This window comes from Halothiobacillus sp. DCM-1 (assembly GCF_045689735.1).
Taxonomy (GTDB): domain Bacteria; phylum Pseudomonadota; class Gammaproteobacteria; order Halothiobacillales; family Halothiobacillaceae; genus Halothiobacillus.
On the sequence record NZ_CP142685.1, the window covers coordinates 1074883 to 1097046 of the forward strand.

General features: G+C 56.8%; 23 protein-coding genes and 1 tRNA gene. 11 read left to right on the forward strand and 13 right to left on the reverse strand.

The window, feature by feature from the left end; genetic code table 11:
- Positions 1 to 43: 43 nt before the first annotated feature.
- The 8 genes from VOI35_RS05070 to ychF all read left to right on the forward strand — a co-directional run bounded on the left by VOI35_RS05070 (position 44) and on the right by ychF (position 7082).
- Complete coding sequence (locus VOI35_RS05070) at positions 44 to 1813, forward strand: tetratricopeptide repeat protein (RefSeq protein WP_407274988.1); 1770 nt, start codon at positions 44 to 46, stop codon at positions 1811 to 1813.
- Positions 1810 to 2472, forward strand: coding sequence for a lipoprotein insertase outer membrane protein LolB (gene lolB, locus VOI35_RS05075; protein WP_407274989.1), 663 nt, complete (start codon positions 1810 to 1812; stop codon positions 2470 to 2472). The genes VOI35_RS05070 and lolB overlap by 4 nt, the downstream gene beginning before the upstream one ends.
- On the forward strand, positions 2445 to 3434 hold the full coding sequence (gene ispE / locus VOI35_RS05080; RefSeq protein ID WP_407274990.1) for a 4-(cytidine 5'-diphospho)-2-C-methyl-D-erythritol kinase: 990 nt from the start codon (positions 2445 to 2447) through the stop codon (positions 3432 to 3434). The genes lolB and ispE overlap by 28 nt, the downstream gene beginning before the upstream one ends.
- A gap of 30 nt (positions 3435 to 3464) precedes the next feature.
- Positions 3465 to 3541 (forward strand) — tRNA-Gln (locus tag VOI35_RS05085).
- Between the two features lie 16 nt (positions 3542 to 3557).
- Positions 3558 to 4514 (forward strand): ribose-phosphate diphosphokinase, encoded by a 957-nt coding sequence (locus VOI35_RS05090; protein WP_407274991.1) that lies wholly within the window; start codon positions 3558 to 3560, stop codon positions 4512 to 4514.
- A gap of 147 nt (positions 4515 to 4661) precedes the next feature.
- Positions 4662 to 5270 carry a 50S ribosomal protein L25/general stress protein Ctc gene (locus tag VOI35_RS05095; RefSeq protein ID WP_407274992.1) on the forward strand — a complete coding sequence of 203 codons (609 nt, stop codon included), beginning with the start codon at positions 4662 to 4664 and terminating at the stop codon, positions 5268 to 5270.
- A gap of 112 nt (positions 5271 to 5382) precedes the next feature.
- A complete protein-coding gene (gene pth / locus VOI35_RS05100) occupies positions 5383 to 5961 on the forward strand; it encodes an aminoacyl-tRNA hydrolase (RefSeq protein WP_407274993.1) in 579 nt (192 codons plus the stop codon).
- Positions 5962 to 5987: 26 nt separating this feature from the next.
- Positions 5988 to 7082: a redox-regulated ATPase YchF gene (gene ychF, locus VOI35_RS05105; protein ID WP_407274994.1), complete on the forward strand. Its 1095-nt coding sequence runs from the start codon at positions 5988 to 5990 to the stop codon at positions 7080 to 7082.
- A 251-nt stretch (positions 7083 to 7333) separates the two neighbouring features.
- Here the strand turns inward: ychF and VOI35_RS05110 are convergent, their stop codons facing one another.
- The gene (locus VOI35_RS05110; protein WP_407274995.1) at positions 7334 to 8203 is read right to left on the reverse strand and encodes a GyrI-like domain-containing protein; all 870 of its coding nucleotides are present in this window, start codon (positions 8201 to 8203) and stop codon (positions 7334 to 7336) included.
- Positions 8204 to 8669: 466 nt separating this feature from the next.
- Positions 8670 to 9485, reverse strand: coding sequence for a GNAT family N-acetyltransferase (locus VOI35_RS05115; protein WP_407274996.1), 816 nt, complete (start codon positions 9483 to 9485; stop codon positions 8670 to 8672).
- Between the two features lie 172 nt (positions 9486 to 9657).
- On the opposite strand from VOI35_RS05115, the gene VOI35_RS05120 reads away from it, so the two are divergent.
- Positions 9658 to 10686 (forward strand): quinone-dependent dihydroorotate dehydrogenase, encoded by a 1029-nt coding sequence (locus tag VOI35_RS05120; protein ID WP_407274997.1) that lies wholly within the window; start codon positions 9658 to 9660, stop codon positions 10684 to 10686.
- Here VOI35_RS05120 and VOI35_RS05125 read toward each other — a convergent pair.
- From VOI35_RS05125 to VOI35_RS05160, 8 genes are all read right to left on the reverse strand, one after another.
- Positions 10659 to 11420 carry a HesA/MoeB/ThiF family protein gene (locus tag VOI35_RS05125; RefSeq protein WP_407274998.1) on the reverse strand — a complete coding sequence of 254 codons (762 nt, stop codon included), beginning with the start codon at positions 11418 to 11420 and terminating at the stop codon, positions 10659 to 10661. The two genes, VOI35_RS05120 and VOI35_RS05125, sit on opposite strands and share 28 nt — an antisense overlap.
- A 24-nt stretch (positions 11421 to 11444) precedes the next feature.
- Complete coding sequence (locus tag VOI35_RS05130; protein WP_407274999.1) at positions 11445 to 11879, reverse strand: hypothetical protein; 435 nt, start codon at positions 11877 to 11879, stop codon at positions 11445 to 11447.
- A gap of 46 nt (positions 11880 to 11925) precedes the next feature.
- Positions 11926 to 12837, reverse strand: coding sequence for a peptide chain release factor N(5)-glutamine methyltransferase (gene prmC / locus VOI35_RS05135; RefSeq protein ID WP_407275000.1), 912 nt, complete (start codon positions 12835 to 12837; stop codon positions 11926 to 11928).
- Positions 12838 to 13929, reverse strand: coding sequence for a peptide chain release factor 1 (gene prfA, locus VOI35_RS05140; protein WP_407276799.1), 1092 nt, complete (start codon positions 13927 to 13929; stop codon positions 12838 to 12840).
- Between the two features lie 55 nt (positions 13930 to 13984).
- Positions 13985 to 15250, reverse strand: coding sequence for a glutamyl-tRNA reductase (gene hemA, locus VOI35_RS05145; protein WP_407275001.1), 1266 nt, complete (start codon positions 15248 to 15250; stop codon positions 13985 to 13987).
- Positions 15251 to 15305: 55 nt separating this feature from the next.
- On the reverse strand, positions 15306 to 16079 hold the full coding sequence (locus VOI35_RS05150) for a phosphatase PAP2 family protein (RefSeq protein WP_407275002.1): 774 nt from the start codon (positions 16077 to 16079) through the stop codon (positions 15306 to 15308).
- A gap of 71 nt (positions 16080 to 16150) precedes the next feature.
- Positions 16151 to 17182 (reverse strand): glycosyltransferase family 2 protein, encoded by a 1032-nt coding sequence (locus tag VOI35_RS05155; RefSeq protein WP_407275003.1) that lies wholly within the window; start codon positions 17180 to 17182, stop codon positions 16151 to 16153.
- A 44-nt stretch (positions 17183 to 17226) separates the two neighbouring features.
- The gene (locus tag VOI35_RS05160) at positions 17227 to 17661 is read right to left on the reverse strand and encodes a thioredoxin family protein (protein ID WP_407275004.1); all 435 of its coding nucleotides are present in this window, start codon (positions 17659 to 17661) and stop codon (positions 17227 to 17229) included.
- Positions 17662 to 17753: 92 nt separating this feature from the next.
- Between VOI35_RS05160 and VOI35_RS05165 the strand changes: the two genes are divergently transcribed.
- Both VOI35_RS05165 and VOI35_RS05170 read left to right on the forward strand, forming a co-directional pair.
- Positions 17754 to 18623 carry an ATP-binding protein gene (locus tag VOI35_RS05165; protein ID WP_407275005.1) on the forward strand — a complete coding sequence of 290 codons (870 nt, stop codon included), beginning with the start codon at positions 17754 to 17756 and terminating at the stop codon, positions 18621 to 18623.
- A 244-nt stretch (positions 18624 to 18867) separates the two neighbouring features.
- Entirely contained in the window at positions 18868 to 19140 is a 273-nt protein-coding gene (locus VOI35_RS05170) for an RNA recognition motif domain-containing protein (protein ID WP_407275006.1), read from the forward strand.
- 152 nt (positions 19141 to 19292) lie between these two features.
- On the opposite strand, the gene alr is transcribed toward VOI35_RS05170, so the two are convergent.
- Genes alr through VOI35_RS05185 form a run of 3 tightly spaced genes read right to left on the reverse strand, consistent with a single transcriptional unit; the run spans position 19293 to position 22161 of the window.
- The gene (alr, locus tag VOI35_RS05175) at positions 19293 to 20444 is read right to left on the reverse strand and encodes an alanine racemase (RefSeq protein ID WP_407275007.1); all 1152 of its coding nucleotides are present in this window, start codon (positions 20442 to 20444) and stop codon (positions 19293 to 19295) included.
- The gene (gene dnaB, locus VOI35_RS05180; protein WP_407275008.1) at positions 20441 to 21859 is read right to left on the reverse strand and encodes a replicative DNA helicase; all 1419 of its coding nucleotides are present in this window, start codon (positions 21857 to 21859) and stop codon (positions 20441 to 20443) included. The genes alr and dnaB overlap by 4 nt, the downstream gene beginning before the upstream one ends.
- Positions 21860 to 21909: 50 nt before the next feature.
- Positions 21910 to 22161 carry a hypothetical protein gene (locus tag VOI35_RS05185; RefSeq protein ID WP_407275009.1) on the reverse strand — a complete coding sequence of 84 codons (252 nt, stop codon included), beginning with the start codon at positions 22159 to 22161 and terminating at the stop codon, positions 21910 to 21912.
- Positions 22162 to 22164: the final 3 nt, after the last annotated feature.

Consider the following 22164-nt stretch of genomic DNA (forward strand, 5'->3'; position numbering starts at 1 on the left):
CCTCAGGGGCTTGGTGCAAACAGAAATTTAGTGGAATTGCAGCATGACGCGTTTACTTGCGCTGGGTCTATCGGTTTCGTTGGCATTAACTGGATGCGCGGGCGTACAACCCACCGTGGAGGCGCCCGCGCCCGCTGCCTCGGCGGATGCGCACACAGCGGCCATCGAAAAGGCGATGGCCGAGCGGCGCGCCGCCATCGAAAAAAATCCGATTTATCTGATCATGGCCGGTGAGCTGGCGGGGCAGGCCAACCAGCCGAAAGAAGCCGCCAGTTTCTATGCCGCTGCAGCCCAGGAAACCGATCAGACCAGCATTTTGGCGCGTGCCACGCAGATTGCCTTGTTTGCCAAGGATTATCCTTTGGCGCAATCCTCTGCAGCGCGCTGGCTCGCGCAGGCACCTCACTCGGCTCAGGCTGCAGCCAGCCTGACCGTCAGCGCGCTGCAACAAGGTGACGAAAAAACCGCAGATCAAGCGCTGACACAGTGGCTTGCCCAGCCGGATGTCGATGGACTCGAGGTCTTCAATGAACTGGGCGGCTATTTGGAAAAGAATGTCGATCCAACCCGCGCCATCCAATTCACCGATCATCTCGCCGCCCGGTATCCCAATCGCTATAACGCGCAACTGGTCGTAGCCAAGCTCAATCTGAAATTCAAGCGATGGGAATCGGCCATTCATGCCGCGCGCCGGGCGATCGAAATTTCTCCCAAGCAGCAAAATGCCTACGATGTTCTGATCGTTGCACTCAGCCAGAATGCCGACAACAGCGGCATGATCCAGGCACTCAAACAGGCGCATGCGCGTTTTCCCCAGGAACCCCGCTATCTCGGCAGCCTGATTGATGCCTATATTCAGCAGGGCGAATCCTTGAATGCCGCGAAGCTAATCGAAACCGCGTTGAAACGCCCGGATAAGAACCCGGATTATTGGCGGACATTGGCGCTTCAATCGCTCCAAGCCGACCGACCGGTGTTGGCGAAGCAAGCGCTCGAAAAGCTCGGACGGCTGCCAGGACAGTCGGATTTAGCCAGTTTGCTGCTCGGCCGGGTCGAGGCACAAAACGGACAATTCCGGCAGGCCGTCAAGAATTTCAACCGGATTCCACCGACCAGCCCGCATTATGCCGAGGCGCGGGTCTTGCTGGCCGCCGCCTATGCACAAACGGGCGATGTGACCGGTGCCCTGGAAAGTCTGGATATTGCCATTGATGCCCCAGTCGATGTAGCCGACCGGCAGCGGCTCATCCTCGCCAAAGCGGGATTGCAGCAATCGCAGGGATTGAATGAAGAAGCATTGCAAACGCTCAATCAAGCGGTCGCGCGTTGGCCAGAGTCCTCGGATTTGCAACTCCAGCGCGCCCTGCTGTTATTTAAGTTCAATCGCAACGCGGAAGGCCGCGCGACTCTGCGCGAAATCCTCAGGCAAGAGCCGAACAATGCCCAGGCGCTCAATGCCTTGGGCTATACCCTGGCGGACGAAAACCGCGATCTGGACGAAGCTCGGCAATTGATCGAACGCGCCGTCAAACAAGACCCCGACAACGCGGCCTATCTGGATAGTCTCGGCTGGGTGCAATACCGCCAAGGCCAGCTTGCCGAGGCCGAAAAAACCTTGCAGCGGGCTTTTAACCTAGTGCCCGACGCAGAGGTTGGGGCGCATTGGGGGACGGTACTCTGGCACCTGAACCGGCGGGCAGAGGCCGAAGCCATTTGGAAGCGCGCACTGGAGATTGATCGACATCAATCGGCTTTGCGTCAGGCCATTGAAAAATATGCCCCGCAACTCTTGCAACCCGATGCGGAGCAATGAGCACCCCCAATCCATGTCGTGGGTTAAAGACCGCGCTCCAGATCGCTGTTCTGGGCGCCGCATTGAGCCTCGTATTGGGCGGGTGCGCCACGCTGCCTCAGGCGGAGCAACCTGCCCCGGATCAAGCCCAAGCAGCGACAGAATTCGCGCTTCGTGCCGCCAAGGTGCGCGCCATCGTTGACTGGCAGGCGCAAGGCCGGATGGCCATTCGGACAGCCGATCGCGCCGGTAGCGTGACATTCGACTGGCAACAGCGAGGAATTGACACGCAATTGATTCTGAATGCGCCGCTGAATCAAGGCACGCTGACCCTGCGCGGCACGCCCGACCGCATGCTGATTGAAGACAGTCAGGGGCAACGCCGACTTACCCAGCAGCCCGATCGGACATTAACCCAACTCACCGGTTGGCACATCCCGGTTCAGGCACTGCCAGACTGGCTCCGCGCTCTGCCTCATGCCCGCAACGCCCAGCAAGAATTCAACGCCCAAGGCCAGCTTATTCGTTTGAAGGATGAAGGCTGGACACTGCACTACGCCGATTATCGTCCGGCCTTCCCCGGGGGCGTGCCGATGCCTCATGAAATGACTGCCGCGCAACCCGACATTTCCTTACGCCTGATTATCGACCAATGGCAGACACTCCCCGCTCAGCCCTGACCCCCTCTGCTGCGCAGCCCGAGATGGTCGTGCGCGCGCCCATCAAACTCAATCTATTTCTGCACATTAACGGCAGAATCACGGAGGGTCGATTTCAGGGCTACCACCAGTTACAGACTTACTTTCAACGCATTGATTACGGGGATGTGCTCCGCTTCTCCCGGCTTGATGCCGACCGCATCGTGGTGGACTGGCATCCGGGTGATGAAGCCATTACCCATCGACCAACGGCTCCGGAACAGGATTTGATCTGGCGGGCAGCCGAAGCATTACGGCGCCGAGCCTTGCAAGCAAGCATTGCCGTACCCGGCGTGCACATCCATCTGACGAAAAACGCGCCCATCGGCGGGGGTCTGGGCGGAGGATCTTCGGCCGCCGGAACCACACTCCGCGCCTTGAACGATCTCTGGCGGCTGAATTTCCCGCCGGCAGTTTTGCTCGACATCGGTCGAACCCTTGGGGCAGATGTCCCCGTGTTCGTTGCGGGGCTGAATGCCTGGGCTGAAGGAATCGGGGATCAACTCATTGCCATGCCGAGCCCGGTCGCCAGCAACTGGTTCGTCATCATCGCGCCAGCGGCACATTGTGCGACCAAGGCAGCCTTTGCCCATCCCCTTGTCAAAAAAGACACCCCTCGCCTGCCGTCCAGCGAATTAATCCACTGGAAAGCCCATACCAATGCGTTTGAAGCCTACTGCCTGACCGATCCGGTGATCGCCCAATGCTACGCTGCCCTGCAAGAAGCTACGGGATTTGCTCGCGTGACCGGCAGCGGCGCCTGTGTTTTCTCTCCGCTGCCCAACGAAGCCGAAGCGCGTCGCGCGGCGGCCGAAATTTCCAGAAAAATCAAAATGACAGGTCGAATCATCGTCGCGCCCGCCTTGGCCGACGATCCTTTATCTAACGCAAGCCCCAGAGAAAATTTGGTTAAAAACCCGCCCGAACACTTGGCAAAGCGCTAATGCTTGGTTAAGATGCGCACCTCTTTCGATTGGGCCGTCGCCAAGTTGGTTAAGGCACTGGATTTTGATTCCAGCATACCTAGGTTCGAATCCTAGCGGCCCAGCCAAATCCCCGGAAGAACGATGACAATCCAACGCACCCTGATGGTTTTTTCCGGTAATGCCAACCGGGCACTCGCCGAGCGCGTAGTGGAAAGTCTCGATATCGAGCTCGGGCAAGCGACCGTTTCCCGCTTCAGTGATGGCGAAAGCTTCGTTGAAATTCTGGAAAATGTCCGCGGGCGCGATGTATTCGTCGTTCAACCTACCTGTGATCCCACCAATGACAACATCATGGAATTGATGGTCATGGTGGATGCTTTGCGTCGTGCCTCGGCCTATCGCATCACCGCCGTCATCCCCTACTACGGTTACTCACGCCAAGATCGCCGCGTGCGTTCGGCTCGCGTGCCGATCAGCGCCAAAGTTGTCGCCAACATGCTGCAAAGCGTCGGTGTGGATCGCATCCTCACCGTGGATCTGCATGCGGATCAAATTCAGGGCTTCTTTGATATTCCCGTGGATAATGTCTACGCCTCCCCGATTTTGTTGGGGGATATCTGGCGTCAAAAATACAGCGACCTGATCGTCGTTTCACCGGATGTCGGCGGCGTGGTTCGGGCGCGAGCCGTTGCCAAGCGGCTGGATGATTCCGACCTTGCCATTATCGACAAACGCCGCCCTCGCCCCAATGTGTCGCAGGTCATGCATATCATCGGTGAAGTGCGCGACAAAACCTGCGTGATCGTGGATGACATGGTCGATACCGCCGGCACGCTGTGCAAAGCCGCTGGTGCGCTCAAACTTCATGGTGCCAAGAAAGTGGTGGCGTATGCCACGCATGCCATTCTCTCCGGCAAGGCCATCGAAAACATCCTGCAATCGGATCTGGATGAATTGGTGGTGACCGATAGCATCCCGCTCAAGGCGGATGCCATGGCCTGCAGCAAGATTCGGGTTTTATCCGTTGCCGGCATGCTGGCCGAAACCATTCGGCGCATCCATACGGATGAATCGGTGAGCTCGTTGTATAACGATTAACGCCCGCCGCCTGTTCTTGGCATAACTCAAAATTTTCGTTACAATTTCGCGCCCTCTTTTTAGGGTGCCAGCGGCTTGGTCGCGAGCCATGGCCACGCGCGCTGCGGTGACATTCCGTGGTGCCATTTTCTTATTTTGGAGCAAATCATGTCTCAAGAAACTTTTGCGCTCGACGCAACGCGTCGTGACGATCAGGGCAAGGGTGCGAGCCGCCGCCTGCGTCGCGAAGGGAAAATTCCGGCCATTGTTTATGGTGGTGAAACGGCACCGGTCGCCATTGCGATTTCGCACAACGAAATCCTGAAACACCTCGATCATGAGGCGTTTTATTCACATGTACTCACCCTGAACATCGCGGGCACCGAAGAAAAGGTCATCCTGCGCGATCTGCACCGTCACCCGTACAAGCCCAGCGTGATGCATGCAGATTTTCAACGCGTAACGGCTCAGCAAGCGTTGCGCGTCAGTGTGCCTTTGCACTTCCTGAATAAAGAGACCTGTGCCGGCGCGAAAGCGGGGGGCATTGTGAACATCGTGCTGACGGAAGTCGAAGTCGACTGCACCGCAGATACCCTGCCGGAATTCATTGAAGTCGATCTGAAAAATCTGAATGTGAACGAGTCGATTCACCTCAGTCAGATCAACATGCCTAAAGGGGTTAAAATTCACGCATTGGCACTCGGCGCAAGCCACGACAGCTCAGTCGTCGCGATTCATCCGCCGAAAGTGGACAAATCCGTCGAAGCCGAGGGTTAATCCTTAGGCCAGCGTATCCAGCGGATCGTGGTAGCCACAGAACCCGTCGGCGTGTTGCGCGCTGGCGGGTTTTTCACTTGTTCGCCCCTGCTCACGAATTTTGGATTATCGAATGAACATTGCGCTCGTTGTCGGACTAGGCAATCCTGGCTCGCAATACACCCACACACGGCATAACGCCGGGTTCTGGTTGGTCGAGCAATTGTCGACTCATTATCGTGCCCCACTCCGCGACGAGCCGCGTTTTTTTGGCGCAACCGCCCGGATTCAGGCCAATGCGCGTGATTGGCGCCTACTCAAACCCAGCACCTTCATGAATCTGTCCGGGCAGTCTGTTGGCGCCCTCGCCCAGTTCTACAAAATTCCGCCAGAATCCATTTTGATCATCCACGATGAATTGGACTTGCCCCCCGGAAAAATGAAACTGAAACAGGGCGGCGGCCATGGGGGGCATAACGGCTTGAAAAGCATCCAGGCACAACTCGGTACCGCCGATTTCTGGCGGTTACGGATCGGCATTGGCCATCCGGGACATCGGGACGCCGTGACCGGGTTTGTGCTCGGGATTCCGCCAGCCGGCGAACGCGACGCGATTCATGCGGCGATTGACTACGCCATCACACAACATGAAACGCTGCTATTTGGCGACACCACCAACGCAGTCAACACCATCAACAGTTTTATCAATTAATTGCATCGGAGCGCGAGGAGTTCATCATGGGTTTCAATTGCGGCATCGTCGGCCTGCCGAATGTGGGCAAATCCACGCTATTCAATGCGCTGACCCGCGCCAAAATTCAGGCGGAAAACTATCCGTTTTGCACCATCGAACCAAATGTCGGCATCGTACCGATGCCCGACCCCCGCCTGGATGCCTTGGCGGAAATCGTCAAACCTGAGCGGATCGTGCCCACGACCATGGAGTTCGTGGATATTGCCGGGCTGGTCAAAGGGGCGGCGCAAGGTGAAGGCTTGGGCAATCAGTTTCTCACCAATATCCGCGAAACCGATGCGATTGCCCAGGTAGTGCGCTGTTTTGATAATGACGACATTATTCATGTTGCGGGTAAGGTAGATCCCCTCAGCGATATTGAAGTGATCAATACCGAGCTGGTGCTGGCGGATCTGGATAGCGTTATCCGCAATCTCGATCGCGCCACCAAGGCAGCCAAGTCCGGCGTCAACAAAGAAGCCATCGCCCGCAAGGCCGTGCTGGAAAAAATTCAGGCCGGACTAGATGCCGTCAAGCCGGTGCGTGCCTTGGGTCTGACGTCAGAAGAACTCGCCACGGTGCGCGATCTGCAACTCCTCACCGCCAAGCCAATCATGTACATCGCCAATGTCAGCGACGATGGATTTACCAACAATCCGCATCTGGACGCGGTGCGGGCTTATGCGGCTGCGGAACAGGCACCGGTCGTACCGGTCTGTGCCGCCATCGAGGCCGAGTTGACCGAATTGGATGAAAGCGATCGAGCAGAATTTCTGCGGGCACTCGGACAAGAAGAACCTGGTCTAAACCGAGTCATTCGCGCCGGGTATGATCTCTTGGGGCTGCAAACCTACTTTACTGCCGGGGTAAAAGAAGTCCGCGCCTGGACCATCAAAAAAGGTGCTACGGCACCGCAAGCGGCGGGCGTGATTCACACCGATTTTGAACGCGGGTTCATCCGAGCGCAAACCATCGCATTTGAGGACTTTATCCACTACAAAGGCGAACAAGGTGCCAAAGAGGCCGGGAAAATGCGCGCAGAGGGCAAGGACTACATTGTCAAAGATGGCGATGTGTTGAATTTCCTTTTCAATGTTTGACCCAATAAGCCGATTTTCCGGCATTCAGAAGATTTCTTTTAAGCTCGAGAACGACGGAAACCCCCCGAATATTTCAAGGTTTTTGTTTCTGTGGAATACATGAGATTGCCCGGCTTTGCTCCCGAAAAGTGACTACCCCTGTAGTGGTTTGTTGATTGAAAGCGCGGCCTTGTTGTCTATACCGTTGTGTCCAATATGACAAAGGCGGACTTTAGCAGTATGTCGAAGCCCGCTTTCGCGCGGTGTGTTCTTTACTTCAGTGGCAGATACACATCTGTAACCAGCTCATGCTCTGCCGTCTCAGGGATCAGGTTGAGATAGTGGAAGAAGATTGGAAAATCCCGCAGTTCCTCGCCGCTATGTGGCAACCATTCACGATACAAGGGATAGATGACAGATTCGCCTAGGCTTGAGTGAGAACCCAAGTGCCGTACCCGTGCACAGCGCCCGGCAGGGATGAGCTTGGTAACCACGCCTGATGGATCGGCTGGGACATCGGTAGATACTTCGCCGCAAATATCGAAACGAAATTTGTCCGGTTCGGTGGTATCCGGATTGTCATAGGCAATACCGAAAGTTCGACTACTCTGCTTGGGCGACAGACCGCTTGCTTTACGCCACGCGATGAATTGCCCAACCGTTTCGTTGAGCCATTCGACGGGGCCGCGGTGTTCCATGGTCGCAATGCGGGTCATTTTGAAATCAACTATGTCTACTTGCATGGTCTGTTTCCTTTCTGGAAGTTTGAGGCGGTAACATGCGTGCCAACTTTCCCAATCCGGGTGGCGCCTGAACTCGGATGGCGACTGATCGAAGAGGTTTTTGAAGGCACGCGAAAACGACTCCGGGTTTTCAAAACCAGCGCCCAGAGCGATATCGACAATCTTTGTGCTGTGCTCGAAGGCAAGCCTGTAGGATGCCTGCTTTAAGCGTAGCCGTTGAATGTATCGAAAAACGCTGGAGCCGGTGTATTCGGCAAACTGCCGGTGAAAGTGAAACTTGGAGAAATGCGCCACTTGGCTCAATTGTTCTACCGTCAACAGCTCGTCTAGATGAGACTCGATGTAATCGAGCACTTTATGGAGCCGTGCTGCATATGCTCTTGCTTTTGCGTCACTCATTGCCATGTCCCTCTTTCACCGAGCGAACTATGCTGTACGCCCCATTCAGAATCCTGACTGAAATTGCTTAATGTCATCACAACGCTTCGATGCACGGTCGTGAGTTGTTCCTGCAAACATGAATTTGAAGGCTCACCGTGCGAATTCATGAAACATTCGCGATAAATTGCAGTCAGTGGACTTGAGCTAAGCTGACCGATTAGAAGGTCGAAATTTGCTGTTTTTCCCTGAAAAATTTCCGGCGCACTGATGACGCTTGGATGGCTGAATTCGCACCGCCGCAACGGCGTCGAACTTACTCACCGTTGTGATTTTTTTGCGTGCTAACGCGAGTATATTTTGTAACTGAGCCACATTTTTAACTGCTTATTCAATTGGTTACAGTCACTAATACTGTGCACATCTATCCAGCGTGATATGCTCTAACACCCACAGACGACCGTCACTGCACGCGGACAGGCGTCGCTCAAGCCGCAACTGGTGGCATGCCATCGAAGCGCGCTGCCGGGGGTTTGCGTTGCACGAAATGGCGCAGGTATCGCGCCTGAAGATGGGCTCGATCCAGCCAGATAAAGACATCGGCAGTATTGAAATCCTGATCCCAAAACGCCTCTCCGCCAACTTTCGCGCCCAGACGCAAATACGCCTTGAGCAACGGCGGCATTTTGATTTCCGTGGTCGAAGCCCCGTCACTGCGAACCGGCAGGGCGCGGAATGATTGCACGCGATAGGCGGGTTCCGTCAGATAATGGTCGCGCAGCTCGTTCATGATGAGATTGGCCTGCACGCCGCCATCGGTCATCGGAATGCTCGCGCAGCCCATCAAGTAGGCGAAGCGATTGTTTTCCATAAACTGGGCGAGCCCGCTCCAAAGCGTGCTGATGGTGGCACCATTGCGGTAAGCAGCATCGACACAGGTTCGGCCAATTTCCATGACCCGTCCGCTCACCTCATGTAAAAACGCCAGGTCGAATTCATGTGCAGAATAAAATCCGCCCGCCAACTGCGCCTGGGTATCCGTCAAAATTCGCGTGCTTGCTACGACTTGTCCAGTGGATAGATCCCGCACCAGCAAATGATGGCAAAAGGCATCGAACGCATCGGATTCCAACTGCGGCGTGGCGCAATCGACCTTGGCGCCTAGCTCCTGAATGAATACACGGTAGCGGAGTGCCAAGGTCTCTTCGATCTGGCGATCGGTGCAGGCCAGCTCGACCTGAAGTCTCGGCGCGGATTCGTTGGCGAAAAGGCTCGGGGTCATTAGCGTGTCTGGGTTCTTCATGAACAAACTCTCATCAATGCAGCTACCAGCGCACGCTAAATCGCTCTTGTTGCGGGCTGATGATGACTACATGACAATTCCGTGGCAGTCATGGTTCAGTCGAGCGCGGCATATTTGCAGAATCAAGACGAACTGCGGCACACTGCCCCCCTTTTCACCCGACCTCGATCCGATGAATATCTACCCCTTACTCCGCGCGTTGTTGTTCCAGTTGGAACCCGAAACTGCCCACCGCCTGACCTTCAGTCTGCTCGATCTAGCGGCACGCACGCCGTGGTGTCGCTGGTCAAAACAACAGGTAGTAGCCGATCCTGTAACCTTGATGGGGCTTTCCTTCCCGAATCGCATCGGGCTGGCGGCGGGGTTGGATAAAAACGGCGCGCACATTGATGCCTTGGCCTGCCTGGGTTTTGGTTTTATCGAAATCGGTACCGTCACCCCTCGGCCGCAACCTGGGAATCCACGGCCTCGTCTATTTCGGTTGCCGGACGCGGGCGCGCTCATCAATCGAATGGGATTTAATAACGACGGCATCGAATCTTTGCTGCAAAACGTTGCAGCCAGAACCAGCCAAACGCCGCTTGGCATTAATCTGGGCAAGAATTTCGACACGCCGAACGAACGCGCCATCGAGGATTATCGAATCGGCTTGCGTCGCGCTCACCCGGTCGCGGATTACATCACCATCAATATTTCTTCACCCAACACCAAAAATCTGCGGGCGCTGCAAGCCGCAGATCAGTTCGGCCCGCTCCTGCAAACCCTGCGGCAGGAAAAAGCGCGTTGTGACCAGGAAAATGGGCGTACGGTGCCGATCGTCGTGAAGATCGCCCCAGATCTGGACGAATCAGCCGTGCAGGACATCGCCCGTTTGCTTGCCGACGAAGGGATGGATGGCGTCATTGCCACCAATACCACCATTGATCGGGCGGCGGTGGCGGGTTTACCGCAGGCCGATGAAGCGGGCGGCTTGAGTGGTCGCCCCGTCCGTCCGGCGAGCACTGCGGTGATCCGCCAGCTGCGGGATGCCCTCCCCCGGGGTTTTACCATTATCGGCGTCGGTGGCATTGATAGTGCGGCAGCCGCGTTGGAAAAAATCGAAGCCGGAGCCGATGCCGTCCAGATTTATACCGGATTCATCTATGAAGGCCCAGGCTTGATTCGCAAGATCAGTCAGGCGCTGGCCTCAACGCGGGCTTGACAGACCGGACAGGCGGGATCACGGCGGAACTTCAGGGTTCGCCATTCGGCGTTTTTGACATCAAACAAGGCCAATCGTCCGATGAGCGGGCGCCCAAAGCCCGCCAGAACCTTGATGGCTTCCACCGCCTGCAGGCTGCCAATCATCCCAACCAAGGGGGAAAGAACCCCGGTTTCACTGCACCGCAGCGCCTCTTCGCCCTCCTCTTGGTATAAACAGCGGTAGCAGGGAGATTGCGGATCGCGCGGATCAAACACACTCACCTGCCCTTCTAACCGGATCGCCGCCCCAGATACCAGCGGTTTACCCACCGCCATGCTCACGGCATTCAAGGCGAACCGGAGCGTGAAATTATCGGAACAGTCGCAGACCAGATCGACCGACTCCACCCACGGGCGCAAATTCTCCTCGGTCAAGCGGTCGTTGACGGTATGGATTTGCACCGTCGGGTTAATCGCCCGTAATCGCGCCGCGGCCGATTCTGTCTTTAATTGGCCGATCCCCGCCGTGTCGTGCGCAATCTGCCGTTGTAGATTGGATAAATCGACCCGGTCAAAATCGGCCAGCACGAGCGTTCCCACCCCGGCCGAGGCCAAATACATCGATACGGGCGAACCCAGTCCACCCAGCCCAACAATCAGAACGCGGGCGGCGCGGAGCCGTTCCTGGCCGGCATAATCGATTTCCGGCAGCATGATGTGTCGGCTATAGCGCAGAAGATCATCGTCATTCATCGTCAAGAACTGGAGTGAAACAAGTTAGAGATAGTGCCGCCAGGGATCATCGCCGTGTTCGGTCGGCTTGATGTGTCGCACAAAACGCTGGCAGGAGGCGAGTTGATCCACGGTGGGCGCAAATGCCTGCTGCGGCATCGGACAATCACCGAGCCCCAACGATTCGCGTTCATTTTCTTCCGCGTATTCCGTCAAAGCGACTTTGAGTTTGGTCAGCAGGGAGGCGTCCAGATGAAACCCGGCCAACTGCAGATGCCGACGCAGGACTTTCAGGCAGATGAATCGCAGATCATAAGTGACCGACAAACAGGCAGCGTGCCGGTGTGCCGCAGACAACACGCCCGGCAATTCAGCCACAAACACACAGGCACCTGCCGCCTGATCGCCATCGTGGTGCGGTCCTCGAAAACCAATCTCACGCTGCTTCAACACAGGGGCTTGCAGTTCTGATTGCGGCATGATGATTTCCTCAACACACAAAATCCATCCTTGCGTTGAGGGTAACTCAATTTGGTGAAATTTGAGCAATCTTCTCGTCGTGCTTCGGCCAGAATCCCAGGGTATTTCGCTCATGACCACTGTAATCCCGCCGGGTTTCAATCTGAACAAAGCCGCTAACGGCGAGCAGTTCGCGAACTGCCTGCCCTTGGTTATAGCCGTGTTCAAAGAGCAGCCCCCCACCGGGGCGCAATACCCGACGCGCCTGTTGGATGATGTGTTGGATGTCGCGCAACCCGTCCGTTCCTGCGAGTAAGGCACTGGCGGGCTCGAACCGCAAATCTCCTTGTTGTTGGTGCGGATCGTCTGCCCGCAAATACGGGGGATTGGCCAATAGCAGGTCAACCGAAGCCGTCGCCAGCGCCGATGCCCAATCGCCCTGCAAAGCGAGCCACTGCGCTTGCAATGGGCTGGGCAACAATCGCTCGGCATTGGCTCGTGCGACTGTCAGCGTCGCGGCATTGCGATCAATCGCGAGCATCGTGATCGAGGGGCGTTCCAACAACACACTCAGGGCGATGGCACCCGTACCCGTGCCTAGATCCACGACGAGCGCCGGTTGTTGCGGCGGCAGTAGCGCACAGGCCCATTCCACCAGATGTTCGGTTTCGGCCCGTGGAATCAGCGTGTCCGCAGTCACCAGAAACCGATGACGCCAGAAATCCCGATAACCCAGAATGTAGGCAACCGGCTGTCCTTGCGCACGGGCGGCAAACGCGCTGCGTAGTGCTTCGACTTGCGCCTGGGGAATGGGCTGTTGGGGATTCAGCCAGCATTGGCTCCGGCTCAAGCCGGTGATGCCTTCGATCAATGCCCGGACATCAATCTGCGCAGATTCGTCCGAACCCAGACGCTGCACACCCTCCGTCCACAGCATGATCAGTGAAACTTCGGCCGCAGGAATATTCGGCACCCCCATTCAAGAAGACTCGCGCGCCAGCGCCATCAACTGTTCGGTTTGATCCGTCTGTCGCAGCGGTTCAATCACCGGGTTAAGTTCGCCGTTCAAGATACGATCGAGTTGATAGAGCGTGAGATTGATGCGATGGTCGGTGACGCGCCCCTGGGGAAAGTTATAAGTACGGATTCGTTCCGAACGATCGCCCGAGCCGACCAGAGCCTTACGGGTCGCCGCTTGCTCGGCCTGGGCGCGCTGCCGCTCCCGATCAGCCAGGCGCGTAGCCAAAACGGAAAGCGCCCGCGCCTTGTTTTTATGTTGCGAGCGTTCATCCTGACACTCCACCACCATGCCCGTCGGCAAATGCGTGATGCGAATCGCGGAATCGGTTTTGTTCACATGCTGCCCCCCCGCGCCCGAGGAACGGAAGGTATCAATCCGCAAGGTGGAAGGATCGAGCGTGATGGCTTCGGCTTCTGGCACGGCCGGCATCACGGCGACCGTTGCCGCCGAAGTATGGATGCGTCCCTGGGTTTCCGTGGTGGGCACCCGCTGCACCCGGTGCGCGCCGGATTCAAATTTCAAGGCAGCGTAAACACCCTCTCCGCTGATTCGCGCAATCGCTTCCTTGAAGCCGCCATGTTCGCCCGGTTGTTCGCTCAACACCTCAGTCTGCCAACCGCGATAATCGGCATAACGCAGGTACATACGCAATAAATCGCCCGCGAAAATTGCCGCTTCATCACCGCCGGTTCCGGCGCGCACCTCCAGAATGACATCGCCATCATCTGCGGGGTCATGTGGTAACAAAAACTGCTTCATGGCCGCATGGATTTGCTCGCGTTCACTGAGCAGGATCGGCAATTCGGCCTGTGCCAGTTCCGCGATCTCCGCATCCCCATCTCGGCTCATGGATTGGGCAGACTGGATTCCTTCTGCCAAATATCGTTCGCGTTGAAGTAATTGCACCAATTCGTGTAGCCGCGCATGCTCGCGCGAAAAGGCACGGAACCGCACCTGATCCTGAATCACACTCGGATCAGCCAGCAGCGCGGTCAGCTCTTCATAACGCTCAGCGAGCGCCAGCAAACGATTTAATAAATGATCGGGCAGCATAAAAACCTCTTGCGCCCCTGGGGGAACAAGGCAACGACGCGAAACATGGAGGCTATTGTTCGGATGCGTTTGGCGGCAAGCCCAACACCTGTTGAACCGATTGCACCGTCAGCAGATCTCCGGTCGCACAGGCTTCGCGCAACACCACCGTTGGCCGGTGAATCAGCCGATTGGTCAGGGTATTGGCCAGAAATTCCAGCGCCTGATCCGGGTCTTTGCCGGCAGCCAACAGGGCGCGCGCGCGAAACAGCACATCATCTCGCGTTTGCTCCGCCTGTTGACGGTACGATTTGATCAATTCGGCACCGGTTTGCAGCTTGATCCAATCAAGAAAATGCCCCACCTGGTGCTCGATGATCTCTTCCGCCTGCGCCGCCGCCGCCGCCCGATTCTTCTGCCCCTCATCGATCACGGACTTCAGGTCATCGACCGTGTAGAGGTACACATCCTGCAACTCGGCAACCTGAGGCTCGATGTCCCGGGGAACCGCAATATCGACCATGAACATGGGACGGCGCTTCCGCTGTTTGAGCGCCTGTTCCACCGCCCCTTTGCCCAGCACCGGCAACGGGCTGGCCGTTGAAGCGATGACGATATCGGCCTGATACAAATGTTGAGGAATATCGGCCAGGCCAATCGCAATCCCACCAAACTGTTCGGCCAGGTGATGCGCCCGCTCGATCGACCGGTTGGCGACGATCATCTGTTTCAAACCCGTACCATGCAAATGTCGGGCGCACAACTCGATGGTTTCACCGGCGCCAATCAACAACGCGGTTTTCGCGTTCAGGTCACCAAAAATCTGTCGCGCCAGGCTCACAGCAGCAAAGGCGACGGAGACCGGGCTGGCACCAATCTGCGTATCAGTGCGCACTTGTTTGGCCACGGAAAAGGTGTGCTGAAACAACCGGCTCAACACGGGCCCCAACGCTTGGGCATCCTGCGCTACGGAGAAGGCATCCTTGATTTGTCCCAGGATTTGCGGCTCACCCAGAACCAGAGAATCCAGACCGCAGGCCACCCGCATCAAGTGACGGATGGCCAGCTCATCGCGGTGGTCATAAACATACGGCGCGATCGCTTCGACGGGGAGCCGATGATAGGCCGCCAGCCACTCGATCAACTCTTCACGCACACAATCCGCCCGCGTGTAGATTTCGGTGCGGTTGCAGGTCGAGACGATGGCCGCTTCTTTCGCGCCACAGCCCTGAAGGAGTTCAGCCAGCGCAGACGACAAGCGATCGGGCGCAAACGCAATGCGCTCACGCACATCTACGGGTGCCGTTTTATGATTCAAGCCGAATGCGATCAGTGACATAGCTGAGAATTATAGCGCGGGCAAGGAATCGCGCCCAAGCAACACCACCAAACCATTAATTCCGGCGCCCCAGGTCGTGAACTGGCAAGATTTGCCGCAGGCGCGACAACCCCGCTGGACGCCGAACCATCGCCACCGCCAATGACAGCACCGCGAGGATGGCCACGCTCCAATTGGCCCAATGTCCCTGCGGATAGCCCGCATTGAACCAAGGCGCGGTGAGCGCCAGCACCGTCGTAATCACAACACCCGTCGGCAACGGCCACGCGGCCTGATCCAACGCCGGCCAATGATCGAGCCAACGACGCGCGAGCACGACCGATACAATCCCGATGACGCTGCCCGCCAGAATATCTGTCGGCCAGTGAACGCCCACAGCCAACCGCGACACGGCCATCACCGAAGCCAGAAACAGCAATAACGCGGACCAGCCCAAAGAAAGGCGCCAACCCACAATCAGCAATGCGGCCAGGGTGAACGCGGTGACGGAATGCCCGGACGGAAAGCTGCCGTGATCCAAACGATGGCCAATCAAGTGAAAAGAATCCATGGGCAATACCGCCGGAGGTCTCGGCACATCCAAAATCGGCTTGATCGTATGCGTAATCAGCGTCGCGATCAGTGCGGCCAGCAGCAACAGTGCCGCGAGGCGGGGACGCCACAACAAAACGGGCACTAGCAAGCCCAATGCCAGATAAGTATCGGCCAGCGAAGTCATTCCGGACCAGAAGACCGGAGATATCACCGATAACTCATTGAAATAATGAAAAACCGCCAGTTTCCAGCTCGGCATGACCGTCAACAGAATCAGCGCTAGACTGGCGGTCATTGCAAAACCACACATCAGCCGGGCACCTGGGGTTTGGCACGAGACTGTCTGTTGGATGGGGTAATTTTGGTTCATCGGCTGGCGGGCTCTTTCGTGAATGAATCCCCCGGCAGACTCCAGACCGGCTGTTCAAGTTCCGCCATGGCATCCTTGCGAATGTGATAGGACTGAACGGTCTGGGATTCGTAGTAAGTTCTCGACAGCATCTCAGAAAGTACGCCCGTCAATAAAATCTGCACAGACATCAACATCAACATGATGCCGACCATAAACAGCGGGCGATCCCCGATGGACTCCCCTAGGATTTTCAGCACGAGTAAATAGCCCAGAATGCCGCCTCCCAAGCTGCCGAGCCCCAGACCCAACATGCCAAAAAAATGTGCCGGACGGGCGGCAAAACGCATAAAGAAATACACGGAAATCAAGTCGATGATCACCCGAAAGGTGCGGGATAAACCGTATTTTGAGGTGCCGGCCGTTCGGGGATGGTGGGCGACAACCTCTTCCTGAATGCGGCTGGGCGCGGTTTGTGTGGCCATCCAGGCGGGGATGAAACGGTGCATCTCCCCATACAAACGCACGCCTTTGATCACCGAGGCGCGAAACACTTTCAGGCTGCAGCCATAATCGTGCAGCGTGACGCCGGTAATCTTGCGAATCAACCGGTTCGCGATTTTCGACGGCACTTTGCGCAACCAGAGGTTGTCCTGCCGGTTTTTACGCCAGCCGGCCACAAGATCCAGATCCTCATCGAGCAGGCGCTGCACCATCCGGGGTATATCGATGGGATCGTTTTGCAAATCACCATCCAGCGTGGCAATCACCTGCCCATGCGCCAGGTCGATACCGGCCTGCATCGCGGCGGTTTGTCCAAAATTTCGAGCCAAGGGCACCAGGCGCACATGCGAACCGTACTGCTGCTGTGCTGAACGAATATGGGGGACGGTACGATCGGTCGAACCGTCATCGACCAACAAAATCTCCCATCCAGCCGGGTAATCTGCCAACGCCTCGTGCACCCGTGCGAGGAGTGGCTCGATATTGTCTTCTTCGTTAAAAATCGGCACGACCAACGATAATGGCACCAGCGCGCGTTTTTCCATACCGGTTCCTTTTTGACACCCTGCCCAGAACAAGGCAGTGGATTCTACGCGATCGTCGCGTTCTCGCCCACCCGACGCTGTACCGCCTGTGCCAGTACTTCATAAGGCGTGATGCCGACAAACACATCAATCACCTGCTCGTCGTCAATCAAGACCACGGTCGGGGTCGCCATAATGCGTAAACTTAACGCGATGGAACGCTGCGTCGTCACCGACAGGACGCAAATCCGTCCGGGATATTCGGCTTGCAAACGACGGATGGCCGGCGCCATCCGTCGGCACGCCACACACTGCGCTGATTCAAACACCAGCAGTCGGGCACCCTCGAAGTGCCAGTCACCCTCAGCACAAGCCGTCGCCACAGACTCCGGCACCCGTTGACCGCGCACGGACTTTGCCCGACGAACCACGATCCATTGACCCAAGAGTAATAAAACCACCAGCCCCAGCAACACCAGGGGAACGGTCAAATCAGGCATCGCGTATCCTTGAAATCGATCAGCAAACCGTTTGCCATTGTACCGGCCACACCGTTAAATTAAATGGCTCCACAACGATTTGCAGGCTCCCCATGCTCGCAGCACCTAACCCCACGCGCCAGACCAAATTTTTCCTGCGCCATCAACGGCCGACCGTGATACATCCCAATCCGTTGCCCCTGGCGATCGCGCAACGCTGGGATCCTCAGCACGGCTTTCGACGGATTCACCATCCGGCGCTGGTCGATCCGCTGGAACTCCTTCATCGGGATCGGCAGATTCATCAACTGCGACGGAATACCCAGCTCTTCTTGAGCGGCCAACCCGCCAATCATGCCTTGCTTTGGGGTGCCCGAGGCACGGGCAAGAGCTCGGTGATCCGTGCGATGCTCAGCGAGTTCGGAGGCGCCCAGCTCGGGATGGTCGAACTCGAACGCCCTGCCCTGCAAAATCTGGGCGATTTGACGCAGATACTCGGCGACCAGCCGCAGCGCCGTTTCATTTTATTCGTCGATGATTTGTCCTTCGAAGTGGGCGACCCCAGTTACAAAGCACTCAAGGCGCTTCTGGATGGCTCGCTGATGGCGCCGCCCGATAATGTTTTGGTTTACGCCAGTTCCAATCGCCGCCATTTGTTGCCCGAAACCATGCACGATAATTTGGGCGCACAAATCGTCGAAGGCGAACTCCACGAAGGCGATGCAATCGATGAAAAAATTTCGCTCTCAGAACGCTTCGGTTTGTGGCTTTCCTTTCATCCCTTCACGCAACAGCAATACCTCGACATCGTGGCACACCAATTACAACACTTGTTAACGCAGGGCGTGACAAACCAAACATTGCACGACCGCGCCGCCTGGGAACCAGCGGCGGTGCAATTTGCCCGACTGCGCGGTTCCCGTAGTGGCCGGGTGGCGCAGCAGTTCGTCCGGTATTGGCAGTCGGAGCATCTGGCTTCATGAATCGGCGGGGGGTTTTTTCTTTCTCATCGATTCAGCCTGATGATCAAACAGGAAATGGCAAATAAACAACACCCTCCGATTAAAAGGGGTAAGCATTGAAAAAACCGCTTGTCTTTTCATGGATTTGGTTTATCTTCGGGAGTCGTGTGATTGCAGCCAGACTGCAGTTCACCCAAGTGGTGTGTTTTCGTGCTGAAGCATCGCTCGGTCTGTTTTGCCAGCACGGGTTCGTGAGTTTTTTTCGATGATCAATATCTATGTGGGCAACCTGTCCTATCAATCTACTGACGCCGATGTGCGCGGTGCGTTCGAAGCCTTTGGCGAAGTCAAATCCGCCAAGGTAATCCAAGACATGGCGACAGGTCGCTCCAAAGGCTTCGCATTTGTTGAAATGGCCGATAAAGCCGCCGGCGAAACGGCTATCGAGCAGCTCGATAATTCGTCTCTCAATGGTCGGAATATTCGTGTCAACGAAGCCCGCCCGCGTGAGCCGCGCGAGTTCCGCCCACGCCGCTAAGCCTTTTCAGGCGCAGCAAAATATTTAAGCTGCGCCTGAAAATCCGCATTGAAAGATAAGCCCGTTACCCGGGCTTTTTTTATTGATACTGAATTTATCGGGGTCGCGTATTGATGAATGCGCGATTTCTATGTTTGTTGCACCGAACAAAGTCAGCCGCCGTGCTTGACGATTTGCCGAAACACACGCCCACTCATCTGACACATCAATTCGTAACTGATGGTTGACGATGCTTGAGCCACTTCGTCGATGGGCAATCCATCTCCCCAACACACCACCTCATCCCCAACCTTTGCGTGAATGCCACGCAAATCGACCGTCACCAGATCCATCGACACACGCCCCAGAACGGCTGTCCGCTGGCCGTTCACCAGAATCGGCGTACCATTAGGGGCATGGCGCGGATAGCCATCACCATAGCCGACAGCCACCACGCCAACCGGCATGCGCTCTGGTGCGACAAATCGCCCCCCGTAGCCAATCTCGTCACCGGCCGCGACTTGCCGCACGGCCAGCAATCGTGATCGCAGCGTCATGACCGGGCGTAAATCCCAGTCGGCCGCCGTGCCGTTGAGTGTGGGATTCCCCCCGTAGATCATAATGCCGGGCCGAACCCAATCCCCGCCCATGTCGGGAAAGCGCAGCAATGCTGCCGAATTGCACAAGCTTTTTTCTGCATCGATGGCTTGTGTCACTTGATCAAAGCAGGATTTTTGCTGTCGGGTCGGCGCCTCATCCGGTTCATCAGCGCGTGCGAAATGGGTCAAAATCCCGGGTCGTTCGCGCAGCCCTCGCAGTTCGCTGAGTCGTTGATAAGCCGCAGCAAATTCATCTGGACGAAACCCGACGCGGTGCATCCCCGTATCAAGTTTGATCCAAGCCGTTAAACGCAATCCCGCAATCCCGTTACCCAGCGCATCAATCTGGCTTGCGTGGTGAAACACCGGCTCAAGAAATCGTTGCGCGGCGCGACGGGCTTCTTGGGCTTCCATCACGCCCTGCAGAACGAGTATCCGCTCGGTCAACCCCGCTTGCCGCAGGGCTTCCCCTTCGGCCAGAGTCGCCACCAGCCAACCATCGACCTGGCCACGCAATGCCTGCGCCACGGGAACCGCGCCATGACCATAGCCGTCGGCCTTGACCGCCACGAAAATTTTTCGCCCAGCGGCGGCGGAGCGGGCACGACCGGCGTTATGCTCTAACGCAGCAAGATCAATCGTCAATTCCGCCCGGCGAAGCGCCCGAGACACCGCAGCGGAAATCTGGAGCGGCGTCGGTGCGAGTGGACGGTCTGTCTCGCTCACGCCTCATACCCCGGAGGGATGCTGTCATTGGGGATGTAGTCTTCAAACCGGGTATTCTGGCCGCGGAATGTGAGGAATAAATTCCCAATCGGTCCGTTCCGCTGCTTGCCAATAATGATTTCTGCCATGCCCTTTTGCGGAGACTCCTTGTCGTAGACCTCATCGCGATAAATGAACACGATCAAGTCGGCATCTTGCTCAATCGCCCCCGATTCACGCAAATCCGACATCACCGGGCGCTTATTCGGGCGTTGCTCCAAGGAGCGATTCAACTGGGACAGTGCGACCACCGGAACCTCCAGCTCTTTGGCGATCGCCTTGAGTGACCGGGAAATTTCAGAAATTTCGTTGGTGCGATTTTCTTTGCTACCCGGCACCTGCATCAACTGCAGGTAATCGACCACGATCACCCCTAAATCGCAGGTTCGCGCCAATCGACGCGCCCGGGAGCGCAAATCACTCGGAGATAAGGCCGGTGTATCATCGATGTAAATTTCCGTCTGGCTCAAAATCCCGACGGCGGAAGTCAGTCGATGCCAGTCTGGATCGTCCAACCGACCGGTACGCACTTTGGTTTGATCGACCCGGCCAATGGATGAAAGCATCCGCAATGCCAGTTGTTCCCCCGGCATTTCCATCGAAAACACGGCAACGGCCTTGCGTCCGGAAATGGCAATATGTTCCGCCATATTCATCGCGAAGGTGGTTTTACCCATGGAGGGACGCCCGGCCACGATGACCAAATCCCCCGGCTGCAGCCCGGAGGTCATCGCGTCGAAATCGGTGAAGCCGCTTGCGTGCCCCGTGATGGGTTCTTCGCGGCCAAACAGTTCAGTCACCCTATCCATGGCTTGAACCATCAATTCTTTGATCGGACGGAAGCCGCGTTTTACCCGCTCACCGGCATCGGCGATGGCGAAAATCTCTCGCTCGGCAAATTCGAGGACTTCGGCTGCGCTGCGCCCCTCGGGTTGATAACCCATCTGCACGATCTGGGTGCCGACTTCAATCAGCCGGCGCATCACGGCATGTTCGCGGATCGTAAGCGCATACGCCTGAATGTTCGCCGCAGTCGGCACGGCATCCAGCAAGGCACGCAGGTAGGCCAGCCCACCCACCGATTCAAGTAACTCTCGTTTGGCGAGCCATTCCGCCACCATCACGGCATCGTATGGCTGATTCTCATCGGCCAGCGAAACCGCCGCCGTATAAATCTGCCGATGATCCGCCCGATAAAAATCTTCCGACTTGAGCAGATCGCTGATTTTTTCGAGCGATTGGCCATCGAGCATAACCCCGCCCAACACCGCCTGTTCCGCTTCTTGTGAATGGGGCGGCAGACGCAGCCCGGCCAGCGATTCTGGCGACAAGGCAAACGGCGTAGAGGGTAACGGTGCGGACGACTCGGTGGTCATGAACGATATCCGATCAGGAAAAAACTAATTCTTTGATGAAAGATCATGAGCTACTCGGGGGATTGCGCGCCTTGCAGGAGACGCTGGCGCTGGCTGTCATAGGCCGGGTAGTTCATCGACGGCGGCGGATTGGGCGAAGGCGTACCAATCGAGGGATGGCTCATCGATTCCCGCGTTTTCAAGCTTTCATACGCCGCCCCCTGCCAGGATTCGCTGGCACAGCCGGATAGCAGGGCGCCGCCAAGCAAAAGCAACAAGATACGACGGTCGCCGTGCCACCATTGCCCATCAAAACGCCACATTCT